Origin of the sequence: Homoserinibacter gongjuensis (assembly GCF_030161875.1) — a bacterium.
GTDB classification, from domain to species: Bacteria; Actinomycetota; Actinomycetes; order Actinomycetales; family Microbacteriaceae; genus Homoserinibacter; species Homoserinibacter gongjuensis.
Genome location: NZ_BSVA01000001.1, coordinates 1416105 through 1440289 on the forward strand (window position 1 = coordinate 1416105; position 24185 = coordinate 1440289).

Sequence of the window (24185 nt, forward strand, 5' to 3'; positions counted from 1 at the left end):
GGGAAACTCACGGGAGGCACAGCGCGGCGTGCGATCCCGTGCGTCGCATCATCCGCGAGGGCGACCTCGGCGAGATCGCGCGCCTGAGCGACGAGTTCTGGTATCACCTGCCCGACCGCTACGGGCCCGAACTGCTCGAGCGAGTTGCCCGCACACCGGCCGCCGAGCTCGAGCGGCGCCCGCGGGTGTTGTACGCCTCCCGTCTGGCGGCGGAGTTCAGCGAGGACTCGCGCGATCCGACGCTCCGTCGGGTGATCGACTTCCACCGTTCGGTCGGCGCCCGCTACGCGAGCCGGTTCGAGATCTTCACGGATCCCGGCGACGTGCTCATCGCCGGCACCACGGCATCCATCGGGGCGCGACTGGAGGGCGACCTCGACGAGGCCGAGCGCATCGCCGCCCGGGTGCAGGCGCGCCTCGACGAGCTCGAGGTGACCGAGGCGACCTCGTGGCATGCCACCATCGCGGGCGGCCGACCGGGATGGCTGCCGCACCAGCGCTCGCTCACGCTCATGCTCGCGGGCGACTACGACGGCGCCATCCGGCACGCGACGGCGGCGTTCGTGCAGTCGGGCCCGGCCCCGCACCACAACTGGAGCGCCTCGGGCGCCGCAGCGCACCTCGCCCTGCTCGCCGCCATCCGGGGTCATCGCACGCTCGCCGAGGAATGGCTGGACCGCCTGTTCGAGAAAGGTCCCGTGCACCCGCGGGTCGAGCATCTGACGACGCTCGGCGCGAAGCTCGCGCGCGCCCACCTCGCCATGGACCGCCTCGACGCGGATGCGGCGGCCGGCGAACTGGAGGCCGCGGGGTCCGCGACCGAGCCCGTCGAGCTGTGGCCCTTCGTCGCCCATGCCGAGGCGCGGTACGGCAAGCTCTTCGGCGACCCGCACGCCGCGCTCGTGCGACTCGACGCGGCGCGATTCGCGCATGGCATCGACGACCGCCATTGGGCGCGCGGCGGATACGTGCTGGCACGCGCCCGTGCCGACCTGCTCGCGGAGCTGGGTGACGTCGCGCGCGTCACCGCCATCGTGCAGCAGCATCCCGAGATCGCGACCCTGCTCGTCGCTCTTGCCAGAGCGCACCTGCTCGCCGGCCGGTGGAGCGCTGCGGCCGAGGTGGCTGAACGCGGGCTGCGCGGTGCCTCGGTACGCGACGCCGTCGACCTGCGCGTCATCATGGCGGCGGCGCTCCTGCATCTGCACGACCCGGATGCGGCTCGCGAGCACTTCGCGATCGCACTCGCGACTCGCGCAGGTGACGACCATCGTGCACCGTTCGCGAGTGTCGATGTCGCGGATGCCACCGAGCTCTTCCGGCAGGCGGGGCTCACCGGGCCCTTCGTCGGCGACCCACCCGCGCGCGCTGTGCGGCGGGTCACGCACGACGCCGCCGCAGAGGCGCCGTACGTGACGGATGCCGTGGCTCGGCCGCGTCTCCTGCGCGTGCTCGACGAGGGCGGCCGGCTCGTGGTGCTCCGCGCGGGCGCGGGGTCAGGCAAGACCGCAGTCGCCTCCGAGTGGGTCGCCGAGCGACGACGGCACGGACGCCAGACGGTGTGGCTCCAGGTGGATGCCGTCACGGCGCCGCGCGTCGGCTTCTGGCGCCGCGCCGTGGCGGTGCTCGAGGAGCACGGCCGGTTGCGCGCCGATGGCGATCTCGCGCGTTTCGTGGCGGGCGACGTTCCCGTCGAGGCTGTGCCGGGACTCGTCGTGGAGCTGCTCTATCAGTACAACGGCGCGGTGCGCGTGGTCGTCGATGACATCCACCTGCTGGCGCCCGAAGCGGTGCGCGACATCATCTGGGTGCTCGAACGGGCGCCGCAGCTCATCCTCGTCGCCACGAGCCGGGGCGGCACGCTCGTCGACGACCCGCACGTGTTGGCTCGCTTCGGCGGCAGCGTCATCGACGCGGGGGAGCTGGCTCTGACTCCTCGTGAACTGCGGGAGCTCGCGGGCCGTGAGGGACTCACGCTCGACGGGCGCGAACTCGAGGTCCTGTCGATGCTGACGCGCGGCAATCCGCTCACGGCGCGACTCGCGGTCGCGGCGGTGGCCCGGGCCGAGAGCACCCGTCCGATCGACGCCGAGCGGCTCGCCGACACCCTCGCGGTGGCGGTTTCGAGTGAGGTGCTCGCCGAGTTCCCGCACGCAGACGAGAGGGTCGCGGCCGTGCGGCTTGCCGTCGTGCCTGCTGTCGATCTCGAGCTGGCCGCGGAGCTCGCGGAGCTCACCGACGTCGCCGCGGCCCGGCACCTGCTCCGCTCCTTCCGTGACCGCGGACTCGGCGAGCTCGACGAGAGTGACGGCAACACACGCTTCGGCTTCCACGTGCTCGTGCGCCATGTGCTGCGTCGGGAGAGTGAGCGCCGGCTGGGGGCGGCGGAGCGCGAGCTGTTGCTTCGCCGAGCGGCGACGCATGCCGAGGAGCGGGGCGACCCGGTGACGGCGATGGGCCTGCTCGTCGAGGCACACGCCTATGACGTGGTGTGGGCCGTCTTCGTGCGGAACTTCTCGGAGCTGGCGACCAACCGTGTCGACGACATGATCGCGGTGCTCGGTCGCATCCCCGCCGCCGACCTCACGGAACACGGCACGCTGGGCATCGCGTTGGCCATCATGCTGAGCGAGCGCGAGTCGACGCCGTCTGGTCGCGTGCGGCGGCTCGTCGCGACAGGTCTACGTGCGTTGCATCGCCTGCCGCCTCCGCGCGACGAGACGGAACGTCACGAGAGACTGCTCGCCGAGTTCGGCGCGCTGCGGGCCGCGCGGCAATATGAGCGCGCGGCGGGCGTGGGCGAGGCGATCGCTGCTCAGCAGCGCGCAATGGGCGGCGCCGATGAGCAGGTGCGCGAGATGTTCGCCGTGGGGATGATGCAGGTCGTCGTCACGGATGTGCTGGCGGGTGCCTTCCCTGCGGCAGTCTCGCACGCGGCGGAGCTCGCGCACGACGATCACCCGGGACGCTCCACGCACCGCCGCTCCGTGCTCGCCGAGGCGCATGCCATCGAGGGTGATGTGGACCGTGCGACGCCCTTGGCTCGGTCGCTCAGCGAAGAGGCCACCGCGGAGTGGGCGTCCTCGCTCTACGCGAAAGGCTGGCACGTCGCTCGCGCTCTGCTCGCGATCGAGGCAGGCGATCCGCGTGCCGCGCTCAGCGCTCTCGAACCGGTGGAGCGCACGGAGTTCACCGAGCACTGGGCTTACGGCCTGTGGGTGAGCGGGCTCGCGCACCTTCTCGCGGGCACGCCACAGCAGGGCCTCGACGCCTTCGAGTTGAGTTTCCGGAGCCAACGGGGTCGCGGGATGAGTCGCTATGCCGCCGACCTGCTGACGGCAGTGCGGGCCGATCTCGCACTCGCCGCGGGCGACGTCGCGCGTGCCGACGCGGTGCTGTCGGGTCGCGGCGCCAGCGCACCGCTCGCGCTGGCGCGCGCGCGAGCGGCCCTCGCCCGCGACAACTCCGGCCACGCACTGCGCGCGCTGGAGGAGGTCGACTGGTCCACTGCGACCCGCAGGCACTTGGGTGAGAGCCTGCTGCTCGCCGCGGTCGTGCATCTCCGCGAAGACAACCGCAGCTCGGCGGAGTTCGCTCTCGCGCGCGCCGTCGGCATCCTCGGCCGCTCGCACCTGACGTCGCCCTTCGCACTCGTCCCGCGCCGCGCCCTCGAACAGCTCGGCGCGGAGCTGCCTGTCGCACTCGCGGGGCTCGCCGATCCGTTCGCGGCGCTCGGTGGCCGCGTGGCGCTCAGCCCTCGCGAGCGGGCGGTGCTGGCGCAACTCGTGACCGCGGGCTCGGTGGTGGGCATCGCCGAAGCGCTCTTCGTGTCGCAGAACACGGTCAAGACGCAACTGAGGAGCATCTACCGGAAGCTCGGCGTCTCGTCGCGTGACGAGGCTGTGCGGGAGGCCCGACGACAGGGGCTGCTCGGCGAGCGTTGAGCGCTCGGTGGCCATGGCACCTGCGGGTGAACGGCCGGGGTGAAAAACGGCCTCGTCCCCTCGTCCTCCGGCCATGATCAGCGTGAGTGCATCCCGAAGCACCACTCGGCGCGAGCGATACGACGCTCGTCGAAGACATTCTGCTGCCCGCGGGCGGCTCGCACAGCTACAGCGTGCGTGTCGTGGCCGACTCCGGCTCGCTGCGCGGCAGCGACACGGCGGCCGACTGCGTGATCGACGGCGCCGAGACGGGCACGGGGTTCCTCAACCGGGCGATCGTCGGCAGCACCGTGGCGCAGACGGATGCCGAGGCCTGTGCACGCATCTTCGACCCGGCGGTCACGAAGCTGGTCTCCGGCCAGCCGACGCAGCAGGCCGACGGCTCGTGGCTCGTGAGCTACACGATGACGGTGAGCAACCCGTCGACGATCGACCTCAGCTATGGCCTCGAAGATGAGCTCGACTACCCGGCCGGAGCGGTCGTCACTGTCGAGTCGGCGGCCTCGCGTGCGGGTGGTCCGGCGGTCGTCGCCGGATGGAACGGCGGCACCCAGCTGCAGCTCGTGGCCGAGGGCACCCCGCTCCCGGCCTCCGCGGTGCACGTCTTCGACGTCACGCTGCGCGTGGTCTTCCCGGTGGGCCAGGGCTCTGTCGCCAACGCGTTCAGCAACACGGCGACCGTTGAATCCGGTGCGGGCGGCGTGATCCGCACCGACGCCGACGCGACGGCCGACCTGCTCGTGCCGTCGCTCGAGATCGAGAAGAACGTCACGGCCGACGTCGTGTCGCGCATCGGCGCGACGGTGAGCTACGAGATCGTGGTGAGCAACGTCGGTCAGGGCGCCTACACGGCGCTCTACCCCGCGGTCGTCTGGGACGACCTCGCGGGCGTGGTCGACGACGCCACCGTCGACGGCCCCATGACGGCGACGCCGAACGTGGGAGCCGTCGTCGCGGATGCCGAGCGCACCTCGTGGCGCGGGCCGCTCACGTCGGGAGCCACGGTGACCCTGGAATACACGGTGACCGTGACCGGTGGCGGCGACGCCGTGCTGAACAACATCGCCTTCGGCGCACCGGCATCCATGACCGACCCGGCCACGCCGGACGGGATCAATTGCGATGCAGCTGACGACTGCGCGTCGACGCGCACGGCTCTCCCTGCCGTGCACATCGCGAAGTCGGCGAGCGTGAGCTCGACGACGGCGGGCGGCATCGTCGAGTACACGGTGCTCGTCACGAACACCGGCGAGGTCGATCTGCCGTCGGGTGACCCGGCGACATTCACCGACGACCTGAGCGGCGTGCTCGACGACGCCCGCTACCAGGGCGACGCGAGCGCCGACACGGGCACCGTCGACGTCACCGGCACGACGCTTGCCTGGACGGGCGCCCTCGCTGCAGGCGACACGGCCACCGTGCGCTACTCGGTGCGGGTCGCCGACCCGATGTCGGGCGACGCGTTGCTCGTGAACCTCGCCGTTGTCGATCCGACCCTGCCGACGCTCGCGCTCAGCCTCGACGGTCCGTCCGACCGCAGAGTCTCCACGCGGACCCCGGTGCTCACGATGGCCTCGACCGGGCTCGAGCCGGGCACCTGGATGGTCGGGCTCGCGGCCCTCCTGCTGATCGTGGCGGGAGCCGTCGGAATGATCGTCGCGCGACGTCTGCGTCGCCGACGGGCCTGAGGGCCGGGGGCCCTCGGCCAGCCGTCCCTCCGCGGCCGCACCGCGGAGGGACGGCGTTCCGAGCGCGCGCACAGCATCCCCCCAGCGCATGACAGGCGCAGGGGATAGCGTCGCAGGGTGACCGACACCGCCGTCCCCGCCACCACCGCCGCATCCGTCGCCGCGACCGCCGCATCCGCCACGACCCCTTCGACCGCCGACTTGGCGGTGTACCGCGGGCTGTTCCAGTCGATGACGGGCTACGACGACACGATGGCGGATGCCGACGGCGCGGTGCCGCTGCAGACCATCAAGACGCTGCAGAAGCGCGTCGCCGCCTTCCACCTCTCCTACAAGTTCGCGATCGACGAGCTCACCACCAAGATCGAGATCCTGCAGGAGGAGTTCGAGCACACCCACGACTACAGCCCCATCGAGCACGTACGTACACGGCTGAAGTCGATGGACTCGATCATCGAGAAGGTGCAGCGCATCGGGTGCCCACCCGACGTCGAGAGCGTGCGCGCCCGCATCCGCGACATCGCCGGGGTGCGCATCACGTGCGCCTTCGTGGCCGACGCCTACTGGGTCGCCGACATGCTCACGGCGCAGGCCGACCTCGAGGTGCTCGAGATCAAGGACTACATCGCGCATCCGAAGCCCAACGGCTACCAGAGCCTGCACCTCATCGTGACAGTGCCGGTGTTCCTCAGCGATCACACCGAGCTCGTGCCGGTCGAGATCCAACTGCGCACGATCGCCATGGACTTCTGGGCGAGCCTCGAGCACAAGATCTACTACAAGTACGACCGCGACGTTCCGGCCGCGCTCGTCGCCGAGCTCACTGAGGCGGCGGATGCGGCGCGTGCGCTCGACGCGAAGATGGCGCGCCTGCGCGAGCAGATCCGGGGCGCCGAGGGCGCGCCTCCCGCGCCGATCGTGCACTCGGCGCCGGCCTGAGCCGCTGCCCGCGCGCTAGTTCCCGGGAACGGGATAGGCGGATGCCGCGAGCAGCCCCGCGAGGTGTGCCGCGTTCGCCGCCGAGACGGCGGTGGCGGAGTCGGTCTCCGTCACGGGGGACGTCAACTCGACGTAGTCGGTCGTGTGCATCGCCTCGCCGTTCCAGTAGGTGACACCCTGCGCCGGGATCGTGTAGCCGACGTCGTCGAGCGCCTGGAACACGTCGGCGCTGATCTTGTGTGCGCCGTCCTCGTTGCCCACGACGGCCACGATCGCGACCTTGCCGAACAGCGTGGGGCGACCCGCGGCATCCGTCTCCGAGAGCTCGGCGTCGAGACGCTCGAGCACCCGCTGCGCGACGCTCGTCGCGTGGCCCATCCAGGTGGGCGTGGCGAACACGAGGATGTCGGCCGCGAGCACGCGCTCACGCAGCGCGGGCCAGGCGTCGCCCTCGCCCATATCGGTCTGCACCCCGGGTCGGACGTCGTGGTCGACGACCCGTACGAGGTCGCCCGTCACGCCGTGCCGAGCGAGTTCGCCGAGCACCTCGCGCGCGAGCTTCTCCGTGCTCGAGGTCGCCGGGCTCGGCTTGAGGGTGCAGTTCAGAGCAAGTGCTGTCAGTGCCATGCTTCGACGCTAGGCACCGCATCCGCGCCCGACGAGGGGGTTGACACTAGGTGAGCCCCTCGGCCGTCTGCTCGAGGTCCGACACCGGCGCCGGCCGCTGCGTGGCGATCGCGACGCCCGCCGCGACGCACACGAGCAGGATCGCGAGAAGCTGCACCCAACCGAGACGCTCACCCAACACGATCCAGCCGAAGACGGCCGCGACGACCGGCCCGAACGAGGTGATGATCGCGTACAGCCGCGCGGTGATGCGGCGCAGGATGAAGGTATCGAGCGCGTAGGGCAGGGCCGACGAGAGGATGCCGATGCCCACGAGCAGCGCGACGACCGGCCACGAGAACGCGGCGCCCGGCAGCGTGAACGCGGCGATCGGGAGGATGAGCGCGAGGCTCACGATGCTCGCCACCGTGAGTCCCTCGAGTCCCGGCAGCCCGAGGGCCACGCGGCGGGTCAGCAGGATGTAGGCGGCCCACGCCGCCGCCGCGATGAGGGCCAGCGCGACGCCCCACACGTCGATCTGCCCCTCGAGGCCCGTCAGCAGCACGACTCCGGCGCCGGCGACCACGACGCATCCGACGTCGAGCAGTCGCCTGGAGGTCGCGAGCGCGAGCAGCAGCGGACCGAGGAACTCGATCGTCGCCGCGATCCCGAGCCCCAACAGGTGCACCGACTCGTAGAAGGTCAGGTTCATCACCGCGAGCGTGACCCCGAGGGCCACCGCGGGCCAGAGCCGGCGCCAGGTGAGCAGCGTCCGCCGCGGGCGGTAGAACGGCAGCAGCACGGCGACCATCACGAGCTGCCGCGCCGCTACGACGATGGGCGAGCCCACGAAGGGGATCGCAACCCCCGCGAGCGCCGAACCGAGGTTGATCGACACCTCCGTGCCGACCTGCGTGCTCGCGCCGACGAGCGTGCGTCGCCTGCCTGTCCCGATCCCCTCGCTCACCTCCCCATTCTGAGGCGTCGCTTCGTGTCGCGCGCGCGCCCTGGCGGGCCACCCGAAATGACGCCTCACGCGGCAGACTGTGACCATGACGACCGACGCCGAGGCCATCGCCCGCACCGCTCTTCGTCGCGGCATCACCGTCGCGGTCGCGGAGTCGCTCACCGGAGGCGGGCTCGCCCAGGCGCTCGCCGCGGCCCCGGATGCGAGCGAATGGTTCGCCGGGGGCGTCGTCGCCTACACGGTGCGCACCAAGGCGCGCGTGCTCGGCGTGCCGGAGGGGCCGGTCGTGACCGCCCCGACCGCGCGACAGATGGCGGAGGGTGTGCGCGAGCTGCTCGGCGCCGACATCGCCGCCGCCGTCACGGGCGTCGGCGGCCCGAGCGACGAGGAGGGGCGGCCGCCCGGAACCGTGTTCCTCGCGATCGTGACGGCCGATTCCGCCCGCATCACCGAGTTCGCCTTCGACGGCGACCCGGCATCCGTGGTCGCCCAGACGATTGACGCGACGCTGCACGAACTGCGGGTCGACCTGGGCTGACGAGACATGGGCGCGGACGCGCCCCTATGCTCGACGCATGGCAGAGCAGCCCGAGATCGACCCGAGGTACGACCCCGCCTTCCAGCGCGGGTACGACGGCACGGTCGCCACCGGCAGCCGGTCCGAGGCCGCCGTGCGTCGCACCACTCCGCACGTGACGAGCGCCTTGCAGCGCCCGCCCGCCCCACCTCGTGCCGAACGGCCCGCAGAGGGATCATTCGACCATGTGGTCGGCCCGCCGCCCGGCGCATCCGCAACGCCCGAGACGGATGCCGCCTCCGCCGCATCCGCACCTCCCGTCGTGCAGGTGGCCGGTCCCGCGCTGCGGGCCCCGTGGACGAACCCGTTCGCGATCATCGTGACGATCGTCGGCATCGGGGTGCTCGGCGTCGGCGTGTGGCTGCTGCAGGAGACGTTCCAGATGACGCAGTCGGAGACCGGCTTCCAGACGCAGGCCGACTACTGGTTCATGCAGTGGGGCATGATCGCGGCGCCCATCTTCGTGGGACTCGGCGTCGCGATCCTCGTCGCGGTGCTCATCATGTGCGCCGTGTACTGGGGTCGCCGCCCCGAGCCCGGCGCGACCGACTGACGCCTAGCGCTGGCACCGGGGGCACCAGCTCACCACCCGCTCCTCCCCGGGCACGCGCCCCAGCTCGCCGCCCTCGAGCGGCGTACCGCAGCGCAGGCACGGCTGGCCGGTGCGTCCATACACCCAGGTGCGCCGGCCGGGCCGCAGGTCGCCCGTCGTCGTGCGGGTCCAGCGTCCGCGGTTGGCCATGAGCATCCGCTGGGCGAGCGACACGAGCGCCGACACGTCATCGACCTCGCTCATCGGCCGAGTGGGCAGCAGGCCGCGCACGAAGCACAGCTCGTTGGCGTAGACGTTGCCGATGCCCGCGAGATTGCGCTGGTCGAGCAGGGCCGTGAAGACCGGCACGCCGGGATCGCTCGCGATGCGCCGGGCCGCCTCTGCAGCATCCCAATCCGCCCCGAGCAGATCGGGACCGAGGTGCCCCACCACCCGCTCCTCCTCGGCGGTCGGCAGCACCTCGAGCACGCCGAGCTCGAAGCCCACCGACTGCGTGTCATCGGCGGTGAGCACGGCGCGCGCCTGGAAGGCGGGGCGCGTCCAGCGCTCGCCGCGACGGAAGATGCGCCAGGCGCCCTCCATCTTGAGGTGCGAGTGAACGGTCCACTCGCCCACGCGATGCAGCAGATGCTTGCCGCGCGACACCACCTCGCGCACCGTCTCGCCCGCGAGGTCGACGGTCGCGAACTCCGGAACACGGAAGTCGCTCGCGGTGAGCACACGTCCGGCGAGCGCGTCGTGCTGTTGACGCGCCGTGCGGTACACGGTGTCACCCTCGGGCACCTTCGCAACGTACCCCATCCGCCTGCGGCAGAACCGCCCTCAGCGGATACCCGCCCGCAGCTCGCAGCCGCGTCACAGGCTGGCTGCATGAGTGATGAAACCCGCCCCACCCGATTCACCGACACCGTGCGCCGTGAGCTGTACGAGCAGCGCGTGCTCGTGCTCGACGGTGTGCTCGACGACGACAACGGCACGCTGCTCGCCTCGCAACTCGTGGCGCTCGCGGCGGCGGATGCGACATCCGACATCGCGCTGTGGATCCACTCGCCGGGCGGCTCGGTTCCGGCGATGCTCGCCATCCGCGACCTCATGCGCCTCGTGCCGTGCGACGTCTCGACGCTCGCGATCGGACTCGCGTGCAGCGCGGGGCAGTTCCTGCTGTCGTCGGGCACGCCCGGCAAGCGACGGGCGCTGCCGCATGCGCGCATCCTGATGCACCAGGGCTCGGCGGGCATCGGCGGCACCGCCGTCGACGTCGAGCTGCAGGCCGCCGACCTGCGCTACACGCGCGACGTCGTGCTCGGGCTCATCGCATCCGACACGGGGCAACCGTTGGAGCGCGTCTTCGACGACTCGCTGCACGACCGCTGGTACTCGGCAAAGGAGGCGCTCGCCTACGGCTTCATCGACGAGATCGTCGACGACTTCGCCCGGATCGCGCCGCCGCGCCACACCCGCGGCACCGGCTTCACGGTGGGGAGCGTGGCATGAGCAGCTACACGATCCCCAACGTCATCGCGCAGCATCCGCGCGGCGAACGCATCATGGACGTCTACTCGCAGCTGCTCACCGAGCGCGTCGTCTACCTCGGCACACCCATCGATGCGGGCGTCGCGAACGTGCTCGTGGCGCAGCTGCTGCACCTCGAGGCCGACAACCCCGACCGCGACATCCAGCTCTACATCAACTGCGAGGGCGGCGACCCGAGCGCGATGCTGGCGGTGTACGACACGATGCGCTACATCCGTCCGCAGGTCGCGACGACGGTCGTCGGCCAGGCGGTCGCCGTCGGGGCCGTGCTGCTGGCGGCCGGCGCGGAGGGCAAGCGGGCGGCGCTGCCGCACGCGCGCGTGGTGCTGCACCAGCCCGTGTCGCAGGGGCGCGGGGCGATCCCCGACCTCATCCTGCAGGCGGACGAGGTGGTGCGTGTGCGCGCCGACATCGAGGGGATCCTCGCGCGGCACACAGGGCAGACCCTCGAGCGGCTGCGGGCCGACACCGACCACGACCGCGTGTTCACCGCATCCGGCGCGCGCGACTACGGCCTCGTCGACGTCGTGATGACTGAGCGAGGGTCAAACGCTGTAGCGGTTGGCCGAGAGCGCCCGTGATTCCTGTGGCGCCCGGTCGAACGCTGCAGCGTTTGTGACGGGAGGAAGGGAGGTCGGGCGCGGCTCAGGCGGCGAGGGCCAGGGTGGCGCGCACGCTCGCCTGGGCCTGCTGGGCGGGGGCGAGTTCGCGCAAGCGTTCGGAGACGCCGAGGGTGAGATCGACGAGGCTCGTGTCGAGGGCGCCGGCGACGGCCGCGATCATCTCGCTCGACGGCTCCTTGAGGCCGCGCTCCATCTCCGAGAGGTACTGCGGCGAGACGCCCGCGCGTCTGGCCGTCTCGGTGAGGGTCTGGCCGCGGTCCTGTCGGATGCCACGCAGCTCGTCGCCGAGAAGGTGCCGCCACAGCGGCTCAGGTCCGGTGCTCGCCATGGCCTCACCCTAGGTGCGAGCCCGCCGCGGTGTCGCGCCCGTCCGCTCACAGCAGACGCCGCATCCGGTGTCTGCAATGTCGAAAATGCAGGAGTCTCGACGGCGACTTCCCGCCATTTCGGGGTTGAGGTGGCCGACACACCCGGACTTTCCTGCATTTTCGACATTGAGTTGTGGACGGATGCGGCGGGGCGGATGCGGCGGCGGGCGGCGGCAGGGCGCGGCCGGCTAGCGCAGGCGGAGCCCCTGCGGAGTGGGCGCGAAGCCGGCGCGCTGCAGGGCGTCGCCGAGCGGGGTGCCCACGGCGAAGGCGCCGTCGATGCGCTCCACCCGCAGCCGACCGTCGGCAGCGCGCACCGTGGAGGCGAGGGATGCCGCGGCCGCCTCGCGAGCCGCCTCGGCATCCGCGTCGAGGAAGTCGAGCACCGTCTTGCCGCCCTTCTCGACGTAGAGGCCGAGCGCGCCGTCTACGAGCACGACGAGTGCGCCCGCCTTGCGCCCGGGGCGGTGCGTGCGCGCGCGCTCACCGTCGTCGGAAACCGACGGCCACGAGAGCGCGGCACCGTACGGGTTCGCCGGGTCGGTCGCCCCGAGGGTCACCGCGACGAGCGGCGCCTCGTCGCCACGGTCGGTGTGGAACGCGCGCAACCGGTCGACAGTCGCGGGCGTCGCGAACTGGGCCGCGCCGAGCTGCTCCACGAAGTACCCGCGTCGCACGCGCCCGGTCTCCTCCAGGCTCGAGAGCACCTTGTAGACGAGCGCGAACCCGCCCTCGACCCCCTCGGCCTGCACCGCGCCGCGCGTCACGACGCCGTAGCGCTCGAGCAGCTGCTCCGCGAGCGCCGTCGCGCGGGCGGTCGGCACGGCATCCGGAGCCGGCAGCAGGCTCCAGCGCCCCGCGACGGTCGGGGGAGCGGATGCGGCAAGCGAGGCCGCCACGCGAGCGCGCGCCCGGTGCGCCCGGCTGCGCGGCGTCGCTCGAGCCCGCGTTGTGGTGGCGCCGAGCCGCGCGCGCAGGGCGGTGAAGGTGTCGCCCGTGACCCGCCCCGCCCACACCAGATCCCACAGGGCTCGCGCGACGTCCGTGTCGGTCAGCGGCTCCGCATCCGGCTCCGCAACGGCCGTCGCGAGCTGCCGGAAGAAGTACCCACCGCCGCCCGCGAGCGCGGCGAGCAGGCGGTCGCGCAGTGCATCCGGCTCGAGCGCGAGCGGCTCGGGCAGGGTCAGCGGTGCGGCCTCGGCGAGGTGCAAGCTCACCCAGCCGTCGCCGCCGGGCAGTTCGCCGCGCCCCGCCCAGAGCACCTCGCCGGACGCCATGAGCTCATCGAGCATCGCGGGGCTGTAGTCGCGCACGCGGCTCGGCAGCACGAGGCTCTCCCAGCTGGTGGCGGGCAGCGGCAGGCCGGCGAGCTGGTCGATGGCGGAGACGAGGCCGTCGATCCCCCTGAGGCCACCGCGCTCGGATGCCACATGCTGCCAGTCGGGAAGGAACCGCCCGAGCGCCGCTTGCGGCACCGGCTCCACCTCGCGTCGCAAAGCCGCGAGGGAACGCGCCCGCAGCCGCCGCAGCACCTCGGGGTCGACCCACTCCGTGCCCGAGGCCCCGGGCCGGAACTCGCCCTCGACGGCGCGCCGGTCGGCCGCGAGACGCCGCAGCGCATCCGTCACGACCGCGACGCCGAGACCGAGCCGGGATGCCGCATCCGTCGCCGTGAAGGGACCGTGCGTGCGCAGGTAGCGGCTCACGAGGTCGCCGACCGGATCGGCGACGGGCTCGAGGAAGGCGGTCGGCACCCCGATGGGCAGCGGGACCCCGAGCGCGTCGCGGAGGCGCGCGGCGTCTTCGATGACCGCCCAGCGCTCGACGCCCGCGATCTGCACCCGCAGCACGCGGTTCGCACGCGCGAGCTCCTGCAGCAGGTCAGCTGGGCGAGGAGCGCCGCCCGCAGGGCGACGCGTCTCGAAACCAGCGTCCTCGTGGGCGGGGTCTCGAGACGCGTCCGGCTCCGCCGGTCGCTCCTCGACCGACTGATGAGCGAACCGCGCTGCCACCTCCTCCACCGACAGCGGCCCCAGCACCCGCAGCAGGTCGACGATCCCCTCGGCATCGCGCGCGCGCCGCTCGGGGTCGATCCGTTGCAGCTCTCTCTCGACCTGCGCGATCACCTCGGGGTCGAGCAGCTCGCGCAACTCGGCGCGACCCAGCAGTTCCGCGAGCAGGGCCGGGTCGAGCGAGAGGGCGGCCGCGCGGCGCTCGGCGAGCGGGGAGTCGCCCTCGTAGAGGAACGCGGCCACGTAACCGAACAGCAGCGTGCGCGCGAAGGGCGACGGCGCATCCGTCTCGACCTCGACGAGCCGCACCTGCCTGCCGGCGATCGACGAGGTGAGCTCGCGCAGCGACGGCAGGTCGTAGACGTCCTGCAGCACCTCGCGCACCGTCTCGAGGATGATCGGGAAGCTCGGGTACTTGCGCGCCACCTCGAGCAGCTGCGCCGAACGCTGCCGCTGCTGCCAGAGCGGCGAGCGCTTGCCGGGGTTGCGGCGTGGCAGCAGCAGGGCGCGCGCCGCCGACTCGCGGAAGCGCGCGGCGAAGAGCGCCGAGCCGCCGACCTCCTCGGTCACGAGCGTCTCGAGCTCGTCGGGCTCGAAGGCGAACAGCTCGGCGCCGGGCGGGTCGGCATCCGTCTCGGGCAACCGCACGACGATGCCGTCGTCGCCCGCCATCGCCGAGCCGTCGACGCCGAGACGCTCGCGGATGCGGGCCGCCACCGCGAGCGCCCACGGCGCGTGCACGGGGGTGCCGAACGGGGAGTGCAGCACGAGCCGCCAGTCGCCGAGCTCGTCGCGGAAGCGCTCGACGAGCAGCGTGCGGTCGCTCGGCACGACACCCGTCGCGGCCTTCTGCTCGGCCACGAACGCGAGCAGGTTGCGGGCCGCGCGCTCATCCAGCCCGTCCGACTCCAGCCGCGACGCGCTCACGGTTCCGGATGCCAGCTCGGCCTGGAACGCCCCGATCGCCCGCCCCAGCTCGGCCGGCCGCCCGAGCCCGTCGCCCTTCCAGAACGGCACGCGCCCCGGCTGGCCGAACGCAGGGCTCACGAGCACGCGATCCGAGGTGATCTCCTCGATGCGCCAGCTCGTGGCCCCGAGCGCGAACACGTCGCCGACGCGCGACTCGTAGACCATCTCCTCGTCGAGCTCGCCCACGCGACGCGCGCCGTCATCCGTGCCCACGATGAACACCCCGAACATGCCGCGATCCGGGATCGTGCCGCCGCTCGTCACCGCGAGCCGCTGCGCACCGGGGCGGCCCGAGATGGTGCCCGCCACGCGATCCCACACGATGCGCGGCCGCAGCTCCGCGAACTCGTCGGATGGATACCGCCCGGCGAGCAGGTCGAGCGTCGCCTCGTAGGCACTGCGTGGCAGCGTCGCGAACGGCGCCGAGCGCCGCACGGTCTCGAACCACTCCTCCACATCCACGCTGTCGAGCGCGACGGCGGCGACCGTCTGCTGGGCGAGGATGTCGAGCGGGTTCTGCGGAACGGAGATGGCCTCGATGAGGCCCTCCCGCATCCGCTCGGTCGCGATCGCGGTGTGCAGGAGGTCGGCGCGGTGCTTGGGGAACAGCACGCCCTTCGAGATCTCGCCCACCTGGTGGCCCGCACGGCCGACGCGCTGCAGGCCGCTCGCGACGCTCGGCGGCGACTCCACCTGGATCACGAGGTCGACGGCGCCCATGTCGATGCCGAGTTCGAGCGAGCTCGTCGCCACGACGCAGCGCAGGCGGCCCGACTTGAGGTCGTCCTCGATCTGGGCACGCTGCTCCTTCGACACGGAGCCGTGGTGGGCGCGCGCGAGCACGGGTTCGGCACCCGAGGTGGAGCCGGATGCGCCCATGAGCTGTGCGGGAATGCGTGGTGGCTGAGGAGCGCCGCCGGAGGCGACGCGTTTCGAAGCCTGCGGATCGCTCCTCAACCCGCTCGCACTGTCAGCTGGTTGAGGAGCTGCCGCAGGCGGCGTCTCGAAACCATCGCCGAGCGTCTCGAGGTAGATCTCGTTCATCGACGCCGTGATGCGCTCGGCGAGCCGTCGCGAGTTGGCGAACACGATCGTCGAGCGGTGCCGCAGCACCTCTTCGACGATGGCCCGGTCGACGTGCGGCCAGATCGAGCCGCCGGAGGCGAGGGCCTTCTCGTCTCCCTCGAGCGCCTCATCCGTCGCGCGCGCCCCGAGTTCGGTCATGTCCTCCACAGGCACGACGACCCGCAGCTCGAAGGTCTTCTCGATGGGCGGCGACACGACCTCGACCGCCTCGCGCCCCCGAGGAACCGCGCCACCTCCTCGAGCGGACGCACGGTCGCCGACAGGCCGATGCGCTGTGCCGGCTTCGGCAGCAGCGCGTCGAGCCGCTCGAGCGACACCGCCAGGTGCGCCCCGCGCTTGGTCGCCGCGACCGCGTGGATCTCGTCGACGATGATCGTCTCGACCCCCGCGAGCGTCGAGCGTGCGGCGCTCGTGAGCATGAGGTAGAGCGACTCGGGCGTCGTGATGAGGATGTCGGGCGGCTCGCGCAGCAGCAGGCGCCGGTCGGCCGCGGTGGTATCGCCGGACCGCACGCCGACCGTGATACCGGGGGCGTCATCCCGAGCCGCTTCGCCGTCTGGGTGATGCCCACGAGCGGCGAGCGCAGGTTGCGCTCGACGTCGACGCCGAGCGCCTTGAGCGGCGAGATGTAGAGCACGCGGGTTCTGCGAGCGGGGTCGGCAGCGGATGCGGTGAGCAGCCGGTCGAGCGACCACAGGAACGCCGAGAGTGTCTTGCCCGACCCCGTGGGGGCCACCACGAGTGCATGCCGCCCCGACGAGATCGCCTCCCACGCTCCGGCCTGCGCGGCGGTCGGCTGCGGGAACGCGCCGTCGAACCACTCCCGCGTGGCCGGGGAGAAGCGCTCGAGGGCAGCATCCATCCCCCATCTTCGCGCCCACCCCCGACCTCCGGCAGCGCGAGGCCGTCGCTAGCATGGCGGCGTGGACGAGGGGTGGTACCCGGACCCGGAGCGCGAGGGCATGGAGCGCTGGTGGGACGGCCTGGCGTGGGCCGAGTTCCGCCGCCATGCGGTGTCGCCCGCGGCCCGGCGCGTGGTGGAACGCGAGCCGCTCGTGCATCGGCCCGACGACGCCACCCGGGCGCTCTCGGTGATCGTCGGCTCGCCCGTGTGGGTGGGAGGCCTCTACTGGCTCGTCTCGATGATGTCGGTGCCGCTGCTCCTGCGGATGCCGGAAGCGCAGCGTCCGCTCGTGAAGCTCGGCTTCCTCGCCGTGATGCTGCTCGTGCTCACCGCCGTCGCCGTGTTCGACGCACGCGCCCTGCGCGAGCGGGGGTTCGCATCCGTTCCGAGCCCGCTGTGGAGCCTCGCGACCCCGATCGCCTACCTCGCCCGCCGTGCCCGTGTCGACGGCGCCGACCGCGGGCCGCTCCTCATCCACCTCGTGCTGCTGGGTGTCTCGTTCTTTGGCATCCTGCTCGGCATCGCGCTGGGCATCGGGCACCTCGCGATGTAGCACCGGCGTCATCCTTCCGAGGTACACACTCCCGCACAGATACCTCCGCTGGGGGCCGAGCCGACCCGGCCGCTCTTCCTACCGTCGAGACGTACCCCGACGAAGGAGGAACCATGATCGAGGCACGAGGCCTCAGCAAGAGGTACGGCGACCGGGTCGCCGTCGACGACATCAGTTTCACGATCGAACCCGGGCACGTCACCGGCTTCCTCGGCCCGAACGGCGCCGGCAAGTCCACGACGATGCGCATGATCGTCGGCCTCACCCGCCCCACCAGCGGCAGCGTGACGATCGCCGGACGGCGCTACGCCGAGCTGCGCTCGCCGCTCACCACGGTCGGCGCCCTGCTGGATGCCAAGGCCGTGCACAGCGGCCGCACCGCCTACCACCACCTGCTGGGACTCGCCGCGACCCACGGCATCCCGACCGCTCGTGTGCGCGAGGTGATCGAGCTGACGGGGTTGGATGCCGTGGCCGGCAAGCGCGTCAAGGGCTTCTCGCTCGGCATGGGGCAGCGCCTCGGCATCGCCGCGGCCCTGCTGGGCGACCCGCAGGTGCTGCTCTTCGACGAACCCGTCAACGGGCTCGACCCGGAGGGCGTGCGCTGGGTGCGCAACTTCGCGCGCTATCTGGCGAGCGAGGGCCGCACGGTGTTCCTCTCCAGCCACCTCATGAGCGAGGTCGCGCTCACCGCCGACCACGTGATCGTCATCGGCAAGGGCCGCATCCTCGCGGATGCCCCGGTCGCCGACTTCGTGGCGGGCGCCGGTCGTCAGGCGGTGCGGGTGCGCACCGATCGGGCCTCGGAGCTCGCGGAGCTGCTCGCCCGCAGCGGCGCCACCATCGCATCCGAGCAGACGGGTGTGCTCGAGATCTCGGGGCTCGAGGCCGGCGACATCGCCGCGTCCGCGGTCGCTGCCGGTATCGTCCTGTCCGAGCTCACCCCGCTCACGACGTCTTTGGAGGACGCGTACATGGCACTCACCGACGATGCGGTCGAATACCGCACGAGCGCGGTTCCCGCGGGGGTGGCCCGATGAGCGCGACGACCGCGACGCGGCCCGAGACGGGCCTGCGCCCCACCTTCCCGCGCCTGGTGCGCGCGGAGTGGATCAAGCTGCGCTCGCTGCGCTCCACCCTGTGGACCTCGATCGCGACGATCCTCATCATGACGGCCTTCGGCGCCCTCTTCGCGTGGGCGATGACGACCTTCCCCGAGAGCCCATCGCGCGACATCTCGTCGGCGATCGTCGGCTATCCGATCGCGCAGCTCACGATCGCCGTGCTCGGTGCGCTCATCATCACGGGTGAGTTCACGACGGGCGCCTACCGCTCCACCCTCGCCGCCGAGCCGCGGCGGCTGCGGGTCGTCGGTGCCAAGGGCCTCATCGTGCTGCTCACCGGCCTCGTCGTGGGCACTCTCGCCGTGGCGGCGGCGATCGGGGCCGCGGTGCCGATCCTGCTCGGCGCCGGCGCGGGCATCGATGTGCCGGCCGAGGCGCTGGAGGCGATCATCGGCACGGTGCTCTACCTCACGGTGTCGGCACTGTTCGCCTACGGCATCGGGCTCATCGTGCGCAACTCGGCCGGTGCCATCACCGCGACCGTCGGTGTGCTGTTCGTGCTGCCGGTCATCGTGCAGATCGCGGCGGCGATGACGAACGCGGACTGGCTCTGGAAGACCTACGAGTACCTGCCCTCGACCGCCGGCTCGGCCATCACCGGGTTCGGCATGGGCGGCGCCAGCTCGCTCGAGCCGTGGGCCGGCTTCGCCGTGTTCGGCGGCTACACGGTGGTCGCGCTCCTCATCGGCGCGTTCTCCTTCGCGAGACGGGACGACTGATTCCCGAGTCCCAGCGCCCGGCGGCGCCACGTTCGATTCCGGATGTGGCGCCGCCGTCGCGCGTGCTCGCGCGGCTGAAGAGGTGGGTGCGTCCGGTTTCCGCGGCAAGTGCCGACGGACCGTTCACCGAGCTCGACGCCCGACGGCTGGGGCCGTCCGCCGCTACTTCGTGCGGCATCCGGTGGTCATGGATGTCGTCGTCGCCCTCTGGTACGCGATTCCCGCGACCGTCACGGCCCTCCTTGTGGCGGCGGGGGAGCGAACGCGACCGCGGGCCCGCAGCCCGCGCTCGGCATGGTGCAGCTCGCGGCCGCGGTGCTCGGCGGCCTCGTGCTGCTGCGCCGACGGCACGAGCCCGTGCTGACCGTCGCCGCGCTCGCCGTGCTCGCGGTCGTCTCGCTCGTGCTCGTGCACGAGGCCAACGGGCTCGAGTTCGCGCTCGCCCTCGGGATGTATGCGGTCGCGGCCGGACGCACACCCGCGGTCACCTGGATCGTCGAGCTCGCGATGGTGCTCGTGGTGGGCGCCGCGAACATCCTGTGGCTGCGCGCCGCGGTGGGGGAACCGATCGAGCAGAGTGCGGAGATCGTCGTGCCGGCGATCGCGTTGCTCGTCGTCATGAGCGTCGTCGCGATCGCGATCGGTGTGAGCGTGCGGGGGCGGCGCCAGCACATCGACGCACTCATCCAACGCGCCAACGCCCTCGCGCACGATCGCGAGCAGCAGGCGGCGCTCGCCGTCGCCGAGGAGCGCACGCGCATCGCGCGCGAGCTGCACGACGTGGTCGCCCACTCGCTCACGGTCATGGTGGCCCTCGCCGACGGAGCCCGGGCGGCATCCGGAAGCGATCCGGCGGGCGCCGAGCGCGCGCTCGACGCCCTCACCGAGACGGGCCGCTCGGCGCTCGCCGACATGCGCCGCGTGCTCGGCGTGCTGCGGGATCCGTCCGATGACGCGCCGCTCGAACCGGAGCCCGACGTCGGGCTCGAGGAGCTCATCGAGCGGTTCCGCACGGCGGGGCTTCCCACCCGCCTCGTGCGCAGGGGTGCGCTCGATCAGCTGCCGATCGCGGTGCGCCGTTCGATGTGGCGCATCGTGCAGGAGTCGCTCACCAACGTGCTGCGCCACGCGCCCGGGTCGCCTTTCGTGCTCGTGGAGCTCGAGCGGCTCATCGACGAGCGTGGTGACCGCGTCGAGGTGCGCATCACGAACGAGCTCGGGCCTGTCGCCGTGGACGCGGCCGCGGGCACGGGCCGCGGCATCCTCGGCATGCGTGAACGGGCCGCCTCGCTCGGCGGTAGCGTCGAGGCGGGCGCGCACGAGCGCGGCTGGCAGGTGCGGGCGGTGCTGCCGCTCGCGGAACCGGATGCGAACGTGGGGGCGGCAGGTGACCGACGACATCCGCGTGCTGCTCGTCGACGACCAGTCGATGCTGCGGCTCGGCTTCCGCATGGTGCTGTCGGCCGAGGAGGGCATCGAGGTCGTCGGCGAGGCGGGCGACGGCGCGGCCGGGCTCGCGATGACGAAGGCGCTGCAGCCGGACGTCGTGCTCATGGATGTGCGCATGCCGGGCGTCGACGGCATCGAGGCCACCCGCCGCATCATCGCGGAGGCACCGGGCGCCCGAGTCATCATCCTCACGACCTTCGACCTCGACGAGTACGCCTTCGCTGCCCTGCGGGCGGGCGCGAGCGGGTTCCTGCTGAAAGATGCGCGCCCCGCCGAGCTCGTGGCCGCGATCCGCTCCGTGGCCGCGGGGGACGCCGCGGTCGCGCCGCGCATCACCCGCCGGATGCTCGAGCTGTTCGCCGAACGACTGCCGGATGCCGGGGCGGCGCCCGCTGCCGACGCACGTCTCGCACCCTCACCCCGCGCGAGCACGAGATCTTCGCGGCGCTCGGTGAGGGGCTCAGCAACGCCGAGATCGCCGAGCGGTTCGTGCTCTCGGAGGCGACCGTCAAGACGCACGTCGCGCGCGTGCTCGGCAAGCTGGGCCTGCGCGACCGCGTGCAGGCCGTCGTGCTCGCCTATGAGACGGGCGTCGCCGGCCGCTGACGCTGCGTCAGCGCCGCGCGCGGAGGAACTCGGCGACGTCGCGCAGCATCTCGTCGCTCACCGAGTGACCGAGGCCCGGGTAGACAGCCCCCGTGAGGCTCGTGTGGTGCGGCAGCCACTGCTCGGCGCGGTGGATGAGCTCGGGGGTGAAGAACGGGTCGACGGCGCCGCGACCCCAGTAGGCCGGTGGGCGCGCAATCGCGAGTGCCGCATCCGCGGGGTGCGAACCGCCCACGACGAAGCCTGACATGTTCACGGCGAACGACACGATGCCGTGGCCTTGCCGCAGCAGGTGGGTCGCGAGGGCACCGCCCTGCGAGAAGCCGAGGGTGCCCACGGTCGTCGGGCGCCACGGAAGTCGACGCAGCCATGCGAGCACGGCATCCGCCATGGCATCGGCCGAGGCCAGGCGCGGGTCGCCCGGCGGCTCTGCGTCGTCGTCGAACCACGCGAAGCCCGGCCCGTACTCGTACGGGGCCCGCAGCGAGGCGTAGGTGAACCCCGATGGCAGCAGGCTGAACAGCGAGGCGAGGTCGCGCTCGTCGGAGCCGCGTCCGTGCATCACGATCACAAGCGGATGCTGGTCACGCCCTTCGGGCTCGGTGCTCCAGACCACCAGTTCGGGATCGATCGCGATGTCGGCCACGCCTCCATCCTGCCCCCTTTGTCGAAAATGCAGGAGAGCCCCCGTGTCGAAAATGCAGGAGAGTTGGCGCCCGGATGCTGTGGTTGCGGGCGTCGACGGGCCGACACGCCCGAGGTCTCCTGCATTTTCGACACGGCGGTCGGGGGCGCCGCACGCGCGGATGCCGGGCAGGCGTCAGCGACCGCCCCCGAAGGCGTGGAACACCGCGGCGAGCTCGCCCGGCGTGAGCCCGCACGCGAGGGCCAGGGTGAGCAGCACGCGCGCCTTGAGCGGCGTGAGGGTGCCCGCATACAGTGCCCCCGCCGCGCGCCAGGTGCTGCTGCCGCCGTCGAATCCGTAGCCGGAGGTCACGGCCCCCGAGGCGCAGCGGCTCGCGAGCACGACGGGTCGCCCCGCCGCCATCCACTCGCGTGCGGCGGCCAGGATGCGCGCGTCGGTGTTGCCGGCGCCCATCGCCGCCACGACGAAGCCGGCCGCGTGCTCCGGGCCCGGGATGTCGTCGTCGTGCAGCGAGAGCGCCGCGGTCACGAGTGCGACACGCGCGTCCGCCGCCACGGGGATGCTGCCCAGCCGCACCGGCGTGCGCCTGCGGGCAAGGTGCACACCATCGGTTCCGACGTGGCCGAGAGCGCCGTGGTTCGGGCTCTGGAAGGTGGCGTAGGCCGTCGTGTGGGTCTTGGTCACGTCATCCGCGCCGAGCAGCTGGCCGCTCATCGCGACGAGCACGCCGAGTCCGCGCAGACGCGGATCGGCCGCCGCCAGAATCGCGTCGCGCAGGTTCTGCGGTCCGTCGAAGCCGGGCTGGCTCGCGTTGCGCATCGCGCCCACGACGATGACGGGCACCTCGGTCAGAACGAGCAGATCCCAGGCGAAGGCCGTCTCATCGAGGCTGTCGGTGCCCTGCACCACGACGACGCCGTCGACCTCCGGGTCGTCGGCTTCACGCTGCACGAGGCGCGCGATCTCGAGCACGTGCGACATCCGGAAATGGGATGCGGGCAGCTTTCCCCAGTCGATCGTGCGGGTCGGAGGCAGTTCGTCGGCGATGGCCGCGAGCAGTGCATCCCCCGCGAGCGACGGCGAGGCGGCGCCGGTCTCGGGGTCGATCGTCATGGAGATGGTGCCGCCCGTGAAGATGAGCGAGATCACGCCCATCTCAGCGCGCGCCGAGCATGAGGTCGACCGCCGTGAGAGCGAGGATCTTGGAGGCATCCGCGAACGCGCGATCCCCATCCGGCGACCCCGCCGCCTCGCGGAACTCGTGGCTGTGCTCGCCGAGCGGGGGCGTGCCGATCGAGAGCGACAGCGGGGCGGTGGGCACCCGCTGGCTGATGCGCCCCGAGTCATTCGAGGCCCACAGGATCGGCTCGTCCTCGACGAGCTCGACGCCCACATAGGCGGCCGCATCGCGCATCAGCTCGCACACCTCGGGGTCGGGGCGCACCGACTCGTAGGGCAGCCGCTCCGGTTCGGGGAAGGTGACCTCGCAGTTCGCCGCCTCGGCAGCAGCGCGCGCCGCCTTCTTCACCATCTCCACGAGCTCCTCGGCATAGGAGCGCTCGACCGCGCGGCACACGTACTCACTGCGCACGTAATCCGGGATGTTGGCGGGCGTGTCGCCGCCGTGCGTCACGATCCCGTGGATGCGCGCGTCGTCGTGCAGCTGCTGACGCATCGTGCTGATCGAGACGTACATGTTCACAAAGGCGTCGAGCGCGTTGCGTCCGCGGTAGGGGAACGCCGCGGCGTGCACGGCGTGCCCATGGAACTCGATCACGAGCGGCAGCAGGGTGAGCGAGCGCTGGCCGACGGTGTTGATGTCCTTGGGGTGGAACATCAGCAGGGCGTCGAGGCCCTCGAACAGTCCCGCATCCTCCATGTACATCTTGCCGCCCGCGGTCTCCTCCGCGGGCGTTCCGAACACCGTGAAGCGGCCCGTGAGCTCGTCGGCGCACGCCAGCAGCCCGGTGAGCGCCCCGATCGTCGAGGTCGAGATGAGGTTGTGCCCACACGCCTGGCCGAGCCCCGCGACCGCGTCGTACTCCGCCATGGTGGCCACGTGGGGTCCCGGGCGACCGGTGTCGAGCGTGATGCTGAAGGCGGTCTCGAAGCCGCCGATGCCCTCCGCGATGCTGACCCGGTCGCCGAGGTGCCGCGCGTGCTCGAGGATCGCCGCGACGGCGCGGTGCTCCTGCCAGCCGAGATCGTCGCACTCCCATACGGCGTGGCTCAGCTCGCGGAGCCAGGCGTGGCGCTCGTCGATCGTGGCGACGGCGGTCTCGCGCAGTCGCGTGCGCACGGTGTCGTCCATGGTCACTC

At 72.1% G+C, this 24185-nt stretch carries 17 protein-coding genes and 3 pseudogenes; 12 read left to right on the forward strand and 8 right to left on the reverse strand.

Annotated elements, in window-relative coordinates:
• Window positions 1-38: 38 nt before the first annotated feature.
• The 3 genes from QQK29_RS07685 to QQK29_RS07695 all read left to right on the forward strand — a co-directional run bounded on the left by QQK29_RS07685 (window position 39) and on the right by QQK29_RS07695 (window position 6571).
• Complete coding sequence (locus QQK29_RS07685) at window positions 39-3944, forward strand: LuxR C-terminal-related transcriptional regulator (RefSeq protein WP_284299217.1); 3906 nt, start codon at window positions 39-41, stop codon at window positions 3942-3944.
• 86 nt (window positions 3945-4030) lie between these two features.
• Window positions 4031-5632: a DUF7927 domain-containing protein gene (locus QQK29_RS07690; protein ID WP_284299219.1), complete on the forward strand. Its 1602-nt coding sequence runs from the start codon at window positions 4031-4033 to the stop codon at window positions 5630-5632.
• A gap of 231 nt (window positions 5633-5863) precedes the next feature.
• Window positions 5864-6571 (forward strand): GTP pyrophosphokinase, encoded by a 708-nt coding sequence (locus tag QQK29_RS07695; protein ID WP_431308782.1) that lies wholly within the window; start codon window positions 5864-5866, stop codon window positions 6569-6571.
• Between the two features lie 15 nt (window positions 6572-6586).
• On the opposite strand, the gene QQK29_RS07700 is transcribed toward QQK29_RS07695, so the two are convergent.
• Both QQK29_RS07700 and QQK29_RS07705 read right to left on the reverse strand, forming a co-directional pair.
• Complete coding sequence (locus tag QQK29_RS07700) at window positions 6587-7198, reverse strand: flavodoxin family protein (RefSeq protein ID WP_284299221.1); 612 nt, start codon at window positions 7196-7198, stop codon at window positions 6587-6589.
• A 46-nt stretch (window positions 7199-7244) separates the two neighbouring features.
• Window positions 7245-8144, reverse strand: a complete 900-nt coding sequence (locus QQK29_RS07705) for an EamA family transporter (RefSeq protein WP_284299223.1) — start codon at window positions 8142-8144, stop codon at window positions 7245-7247.
• 85 nt (window positions 8145-8229) lie between these two features.
• Between QQK29_RS07705 and QQK29_RS07710 the strand changes: the two genes are divergently transcribed.
• Window positions 8230-8682, forward strand: coding sequence for a CinA family protein (locus tag QQK29_RS07710; protein WP_284299225.1), 453 nt, complete (start codon window positions 8230-8232; stop codon window positions 8680-8682).
• A 37-nt stretch (window positions 8683-8719) separates the two neighbouring features.
• Window positions 8720-9274, forward strand: a complete 555-nt coding sequence (locus tag QQK29_RS07715; RefSeq protein WP_284299227.1) for a hypothetical protein — start codon at window positions 8720-8722, stop codon at window positions 9272-9274.
• A gap of 3 nt (window positions 9275-9277) precedes the next feature.
• Here QQK29_RS07715 and QQK29_RS07720 read toward each other — a convergent pair whose 3' ends face one another.
• Complete coding sequence (locus QQK29_RS07720) at window positions 9278-10057, reverse strand: DNA-formamidopyrimidine glycosylase family protein (RefSeq protein WP_284299229.1); 780 nt, start codon at window positions 10055-10057, stop codon at window positions 9278-9280.
• A gap of 87 nt (window positions 10058-10144) precedes the next feature.
• Here QQK29_RS07720 and QQK29_RS07725 point away from each other — a divergent pair, with 87 nt between their 5' ends.
• Both QQK29_RS07725 and QQK29_RS07730 read left to right on the forward strand, forming a co-directional pair.
• Window positions 10145-10768 (forward strand): ClpP family protease, encoded by a 624-nt coding sequence (locus QQK29_RS07725; RefSeq protein WP_284299232.1) that lies wholly within the window; start codon window positions 10145-10147, stop codon window positions 10766-10768.
• The gene (locus tag QQK29_RS07730) at window positions 10765-11388 is read left to right on the forward strand and encodes a ClpP family protease (protein WP_284299234.1); all 624 of its coding nucleotides are present in this window, start codon (window positions 10765-10767) and stop codon (window positions 11386-11388) included. The genes QQK29_RS07725 and QQK29_RS07730 overlap by 4 nt, the downstream gene beginning before the upstream one ends.
• A 64-nt stretch (window positions 11389-11452) precedes the next feature.
• Here the strand turns inward: QQK29_RS07730 and QQK29_RS07735 are convergent, their stop codons facing one another.
• Both QQK29_RS07735 and QQK29_RS07740 read right to left on the reverse strand, forming a co-directional pair.
• Window positions 11453-11758 carry a helix-turn-helix domain-containing protein gene (locus tag QQK29_RS07735; protein WP_284299236.1) on the reverse strand — a complete coding sequence of 102 codons (306 nt, stop codon included), beginning with the start codon at window positions 11756-11758 and terminating at the stop codon, window positions 11453-11455.
• Window positions 11759-11986: 228 nt separating this feature from the next.
• A pseudogene (locus QQK29_RS07740) lies at window positions 11987-16727 on the reverse strand (Lhr family helicase).
• 61 nt (window positions 16728-16788) lie between these two features.
• Here QQK29_RS07740 and QQK29_RS07745 point away from each other — a divergent pair.
• The 5 genes and pseudogenes from QQK29_RS07745 to QQK29_RS07765 all read left to right on the forward strand — a co-directional run bounded on the left by QQK29_RS07745 (window position 16789) and on the right by QQK29_RS07765 (window position 21220).
• Complete coding sequence (locus QQK29_RS07745; RefSeq protein WP_284299239.1) at window positions 16789-17322, forward strand: DUF2510 domain-containing protein; 534 nt, start codon at window positions 16789-16791, stop codon at window positions 17320-17322.
• Between the two features lie 113 nt (window positions 17323-17435).
• Entirely contained in the window at window positions 17436-18362 is a 927-nt protein-coding gene (locus tag QQK29_RS07750; RefSeq protein WP_284299241.1) for an ABC transporter ATP-binding protein, read from the forward strand.
• Window positions 18359-19165 (forward strand): ABC-2 family transporter permease, encoded by an 807-nt coding sequence (locus QQK29_RS07755; RefSeq protein WP_284299244.1) that lies wholly within the window; start codon window positions 18359-18361, stop codon window positions 19163-19165. The genes QQK29_RS07750 and QQK29_RS07755 overlap by 4 nt, the downstream gene beginning before the upstream one ends.
• Before the next feature lie 618 nt (window positions 19166-19783).
• Window positions 19784-20101, forward strand: a pseudogene (locus QQK29_RS07760) (sensor histidine kinase); the annotation flags it as partial.
• Window positions 20102-20531: 430 nt separating this feature from the next.
• A pseudogene (locus QQK29_RS07765) lies at window positions 20532-21220 on the forward strand (response regulator).
• A gap of 7 nt (window positions 21221-21227) precedes the next feature.
• Here the strand turns inward: QQK29_RS07765 and QQK29_RS07770 are convergent.
• From QQK29_RS07770 to QQK29_RS07780, 3 genes are all read right to left on the reverse strand, one after another.
• Window positions 21228-21866, reverse strand: a complete 639-nt coding sequence (locus QQK29_RS07770; RefSeq protein ID WP_284299246.1) for an alpha/beta hydrolase — start codon at window positions 21864-21866, stop codon at window positions 21228-21230.
• Between the two features lie 174 nt (window positions 21867-22040).
• Entirely contained in the window at window positions 22041-23021 is a 981-nt protein-coding gene (locus QQK29_RS07775) for an asparaginase (protein ID WP_284299247.1), read from the reverse strand.
• A gap of 1 nt (window position 23022) precedes the next feature.
• Window positions 23023-24177 (reverse strand): M20/M25/M40 family metallo-hydrolase, encoded by a 1155-nt coding sequence (locus QQK29_RS07780; protein WP_284299248.1) that lies wholly within the window; start codon window positions 24175-24177, stop codon window positions 23023-23025.
• Window positions 24178-24185: the final 8 nt, after the last annotated feature.